The 1,211-nt window shown below is 44.8% G+C and carries 1 protein-coding gene; it reads left to right on the top strand.

Features of this window, described 5'->3' with window-relative positions:
• Window positions 1-1,211 (top strand): hypothetical protein (locus O3Q51_18365; protein ID MCZ4410787.1); only part of this gene is annotated, 1,211 nt, incomplete at both ends.

Genomic DNA, 1,211 nt, shown 5'->3' with positions numbered 1-1,211 from the left:
GTTTACGATGCAGGAAACTACTTTGTAAGAATTCGTCCGGCAAATGCTGAGCAGACTTTCACAATTGAACTGAACTGTGCTACGCCACCTGAGAACAATGAGGCTTGTGATGCCATCGAAATTGATTGCAACACCGGAAACATTTCAGGAACAAACCTTGGCGCTACTGAAAATGAAGAATGTGGAGGTGCAAACGGAGGAGCTGGAGTATGGTATGTTTTCAACTCTGATATTGACGGAACTCTTCGTTTAAACACTTGTCAGGACAATTCACCTTTGACCGATTTTGATACTGATATTTCAGTATTCACGGGAACTTGTGAAGACTTAACATGCTACGATTACATCGATGGTGATTTTGCTTGCGGGTTTGCTGCTGACATCACATTCGATGTTTTTAATGGAACAACCTACTACGTTCTGATTAGCGGATTTGGAGCGACAAACGCAGGTGTATTTGACATGGAAATAACGTGCGAAGAAGTAGTACTTGACTGCCCTGGTTTGGGTAATATTGGTGATGTTTGTGACGACGGAGATCCTGCAACAGTGAATGATGTTATTACTGAAGACTGCGAGTGCTTGGGTACACCTCCACCACCCGGTCAGGTTTGTGGTATCTCAATTGAAGTAGATGGCTTGCCATACTTTGATACAGGAAACAACACAGCCGGTTTTGGAGATGACTATGACTTCAATGATATCCCGCCATTGGCTCCAGACGGAATCTTGGTAGGAACATTCTTCAGCACTTCTTACTTAAACGGTGATGACGTTATCTATGCGTACACGCCTACAGAAGATCAGCAGATCGATGTACGATTGGACAATATCGGAACCTGGGCAGGACTTTATATTTTCACTGGTTGCCCATTTGAATCTACCGTTGGTGCACATGGAGAATTCGCAGATACTTTCCGCGAGATCGAAGCACTTCCGGTTACTGCCGGGGTTACTTACTATATCGCAGTTGGAACGTTTGCTGCTCCTCAGAGTACGCCGTATGATTTGAGTATCGTGATCAATTCAGATGATTGTCCTGACTTGGATGGTGATATCGGTGATCCATGTGATGACGGAGATCCTTTGACCACCGATGACGTAATTACTGAAGATTGCGAGTGCGTCGGTACTCCTGTAATCCCGGGTCAGATTTGTGACCTGCCGATTGAGGTGAGCTCATTGCCTTACTTGACTACTGACAATACCAT

This window comes from Cryomorphaceae bacterium 1068 (genome assembly GCA_027214385.1).
GTDB lineage: Bacteria > Bacteroidota > Bacteroidia > Flavobacteriales_D > Cryomorphaceae > JAKVAV01.
Note: the sequence above shows the minus strand (reverse complement) of the source record. Positions and strands in the feature narration are given on the sequence as shown.